The following is a 4,152-nucleotide window of genomic DNA, read 5'->3' as shown; positions in this document are numbered from 1 at the left end:
AAATAAAGATAATGCGAAGCAGGGGGGTAAAACCTCATGAATATGATTGCTACGCGTATCAGACAGATAGCATTGTTGCTTTTTGCAACGTTGCTTTCTGGCATGGCATTTTTACAGATGTTTTTCCGTATTGACGGTTATATTTCTGCTAATTATGCAGCAATGTTGATTCTCGTTATGGCACTGTTTTTCGTATTTTGGGGTGTTCTTCTTGTTAAACAGCCATATGCAAGTCAAGCTATTTTACCTTGTATTATGCTTTTAACTGCAATTGGAACAGTTCTTATAGCTAGAATTGATAGGCAAAATAATACAAATGTTGCAATAAAACAAATGGTGTGGATTTGTGCGGCACTGGTATTATCAATTATTTTCGTTATTCTTTTGAATGATTATCGCATTTTAAGGCGTTTTTCTTATGTGAATATGGTCATAGGCTTGATTCTTTTGCTTTCACCTATGGTTCCTGGATTAGGTAAAGAAATTGGTGGAGCAAGAATTTGGATAGGTTTTGGTGATCACACAGTGCAGCCAGGAGAGTTTGCTAAGCTTTTCCTGTCGTTCTTCTTTGCAGCGTATCTGTTTAATCATCGTGATCGACTTGCTGTAGGTGGAAATAAAGTTTTGGGAATTCACCTTCCTCGCTTACAAGACATGGGACCTATTGCTTTAGTATGGGCCGCATCAATGGGCGTGCTCGTTATTCAGCATGATCTTGGAACGTCATTGATGTTCTTCGCAATGTTTGTGTCAATGTTGTATGTTGCAACAGGTCGCAGAGGGTGGATTGCTGTTGGAGGTATTGCTTTTGTAGCTGGATGCTTGATGGCAGTAAAGTTATTCGCACATGTGCAATATCGTGTGGATTCGTGGCTTCATCCATTTGATAATGCGGTCTATAATCGTTTCCCTGGTGGCTCAGCGCAAATTGTATCTGGATTGTTTGGTTTGGCTGCTGGAGGAACAACCGGAACAGGTTTAGGACAAGGTCATCCTTCTATAACACCGCTAGCTAATTCTGATTTTATTTATGCTTCTGTTGGTGAAGAGCTTGGTCTTACTGGGCTTCTAGCCGTATTGGTTTTGTATTTAATTATTATTGCATCTGGAATGATTACTGCAATGAAAATTAAAGATGGCTTTGGAAAATTATTAGCTTCAGGGCTTGTTTTTACTATGGCTTTCCAAGTGTTTACTGTTGTTGGTGGAATTACTTTGGTTATTCCATTAACCGGTTTAACTTTGCCGTATATGGCAGCTGGAGGCTCTTCTTTAGTGGCAAATTATTTGCTTGCATCTTTGCTTATTGTTATTTCTCACGCTGCAAATAAACCTGAATCTGCTCCTGTTTCAGATACTTTCCAATACGCTGCCTTAGCAGCGTTGCGCGAGCGTGAATTGCGAGAGCGAGCTAATACGAATACAAATAATAGCGAATATAACAATACAGATTATGAAAATAATATAGATGCTTCTGCTGTTATTTCCTCTTCAGAGAGAGGTGATAACAATGAATAAAAGTCTTAGAGAACTTTTTACTGCAGTATTGGTACTTTTTGTAATACTTGGTATTTCAAGTACAATTATTACTTCTATTAAAGCGAATGCTCTAAATTCTGATCCTCGAAATCGCAGAGCTTTATACCATGAGTTTGGTGCTCCACGTGGAGCAATACTTACATCAGATGGCACAGTTATAGCGAAATCTGAACCATCTAAAGATGCTTTTGTGTATCAACGTCAGTATTCTAACGGATTAGTATATGCTCCAGTTACTGGATATTTTTCTATTAGCCAGCGTGCAGATAGAGGAATTGAAGCTTCTCGCAATAGCTTATTAAGTGGAGAATCAGACGCTCTGTTCTGGCAAAAATTCCGTTCATTATTTACTGGAGCAACTAATCGCGGAGCTTCTATAGAGACGTCAATTGATTCACGCTTGCAAAATCTTGCTTACAATCTTCTTAAAGGCAAAGACGCAGCTTTAGTTGCAATTGAGCCAAAAACCGGAAGAATTCGCGCCATGGTAAGCACTCCAAGTTATGATCCGAATGATCTTGCTCTTCACAATATTAATGAAGTAAATAAATCGTATGAGAGAATAACATCAGATGTGTCAAATCCTATGCTGAATCGTGCTGTTTCTGAGCTTTATGCTCCTGGCTCTACGTTCAAAACTGTTGTTGCAGCAGCAGCATTAGAATCTGGAAAATACAAGCCTGATACGAAAATACCTGCTGGTGCGAGCTATGTTTTGCCTGGAACCAAGACGTCTCTTACAAATGTCACTTACCAAGCGAATGGTGTTGATGGAAAAATATCTTTTGAGGATGCTTTAGCATATTCGTCTAATACTGCTTTTGCTCAATTGGGTAATTCTTTAGGATCTGACGTAATTGTAAAGCAAGCAAGAAAGTTTGGATTCTTCGATTCGCTGTCTATTGATGGTTCTGATTCTACTGGATTCCCAATGCGATCCGTGAAATCTACTTTTTCTATTAAGCCAACTCCAGATAGACTAGCTCTGGAATCAATAGGTCAAGGTGATGCTAAGGTTACACCTTTGCAAAATGCTATGATTGCGGCAGCTATTGCAAATAATGGAACATTGATGAAGCCTACTCTTGTTGATTGTGTAAGATCTAGTGATTTGTCAGTATTGTCACAAACTAGACCAACCGTTATGAACCAAGTAATGAGTAGTGACAGTGCATCTAAATTAACTTCTATGATGCAGGCTGTTGTTACAAAAGAAAATCCTAATCTTGCTTTACCTAATATTCATGTTGCTGCTAAAACAGGTACTGCACAGATTGGAATGTATAATCAAGCTGCTAATGGTTGGGTTATTGGATTTGCTCCTGCTGAAAATCCTAGAATAGCTATAGCAGTTATAGTACATAACACAAGTACATTTGGTAGTTACGCGGCAGGACCTATTATGCGACAAGTGATGGAGGAGGCGCTTAAACAATGAAACTCGTTGAAGGACAGTTAGTTCATCATCGTTATAGACTTGATCGCCGCCTTGCTCAAGGCGGTATGGGAGAAGTTTGGAAAGGCTTTGATATTCAACTTGGGCGAATTGTTGCCATTAAGGCGTTACGTACAGATACCGTAAACGTTGAAGCAAAATTACGTCGTCTTCGTGCTGAAGCGCATAATTCTGCCAATTTAGCGCATCCTAATATTGCAGCATTATTTGACTATTATGAGCACGATGGTATTGGATTCTTAATTATGGAATATGTGCCAAGTAAATCATTGGCAGATTTGTATCATAAAGAAAAAATAATTGATCCTACTAAGTTACTTCCTATTCTTATTCAAACAGCTCGAGGGCTTTTTGTAGCTCATTCTCATGGTGTAATTCATCGCGATGTAAAACCTGCAAATATTATGGTTTCTGATACTGGCAATGTGAAAATCACAGATTTTGGCGTGTCATATTCCAGCGACCAAGAACAAATCACTCAAGATGGCATGGTAGTTGGAACAGCTCAATATATTTCTCCAGAACAAGCGCAAGGTGAGCAAGCTACTGCACAATCTGATATTTATTCGTTAGGTGTTGTGGCATATGAAGGCTTGTGTGGACATCGTCCATTTACTGGAGCAACGCCGGTAGATATTGCTGCTGCACATGTTAATGATCCTGTGCCACCTTTGCCAGAAAATGTTGATTTGCAATTGCAACAGTTTATTATGTCTATGCTTGCAAAGAATCCAAAAGATCGTCCAAAAGATGCATTAGTCGTGTCGAAAGTATTATCTCGTATTGAGCGCAGACTGCTAGATCAAGAAACAGCCTTCAACAATACAACAGGAGTACTTTCTACAAATTTGCGACAACGAAGATGTATTAAAAGTATGCCGCAAAACCAAGTAAATATTATTAATATTTTTAATACCAATGATCGCAAGGAGCAGCAATGAATACCACAATGCCCACCTCATTAGCGAATGGTCGATACGAATTAGGGGAGCTTATTGGCCGTGGCGGCATGGCAGAAGTGCGTGTTGCTGTTGATAAGCGCTTAGGTCGTACAGTTGCTGTGAAAATTATGCGTTCCGATTTAGCGAACGATGAGATTTTCCTTTCGCGATTCCGCAGGGAAGCGCATGCCATTGCGCAGATGAACAATCCTAATA

General features: G+C 39.4%; 3 protein-coding genes and 1 pseudogene. All 4 read left to right on the top strand.

Annotation, left to right across the window (positions count from 1 at the left end):
* Window positions 1–36 precede the first annotated feature (36 nt).
* Window positions 37–1,518, top strand: a complete 1,482-nt coding sequence (locus A5294_RS04740; protein WP_004106107.1) for an FtsW/RodA/SpoVE family cell cycle protein — start codon at window positions 37–39, stop codon at window positions 1,516–1,518.
* Window positions 1,511–2,977, top strand: coding sequence for a penicillin-binding protein 2 (locus tag A5294_RS04735; protein WP_004106109.1), 1,467 nt, complete (start codon window positions 1,511–1,513; stop codon window positions 2,975–2,977). Before A5294_RS04740 ends, A5294_RS04735 begins: the two co-directional genes overlap by 8 nt.
* Window positions 2,974–3,936, top strand: coding sequence for a serine/threonine-protein kinase (locus A5294_RS04730; RefSeq protein WP_004109538.1), 963 nt, complete (start codon window positions 2,974–2,976; stop codon window positions 3,934–3,936). Before A5294_RS04735 ends, A5294_RS04730 begins: the two co-directional genes overlap by 4 nt.
* Window positions 3,933–4,152, top strand: a pseudogene (locus tag A5294_RS04725) (serine/threonine protein kinase); the annotation flags it as partial. The gene A5294_RS04730 and the pseudogene A5294_RS04725, both read left to right, overlap by 4 nt.

Origin of the sequence: Gardnerella sp. 30-4, from assembly GCF_001641215.1 — a bacterium.
In the GTDB taxonomy this organism is placed as follows: domain Bacteria; phylum Actinomycetota; class Actinomycetes; order Actinomycetales; family Bifidobacteriaceae; genus Bifidobacterium; species Bifidobacterium leopoldii.
This window is presented reverse-complemented; position numbering and strand designations above follow the sequence as displayed.

Coding starts and splice junctions, on each gene's coding strand:
- A5294_RS04730 (WP_004109538.1), top strand. CDS start 2,974: ATGAAACTCGTTGAAGGACAGTTAGTTCATCATCGTTATAGACTTGAT.
- A5294_RS04740 (WP_004106107.1), top strand. CDS start 37: ATGAATATGATTGCTACGCGTATCAGACAGATAGCATTGTTGCTTTTT.
- A5294_RS04735 (WP_004106109.1), top strand. CDS start 1,511: ATGAATAAAAGTCTTAGAGAACTTTTTACTGCAGTATTGGTACTTTTT.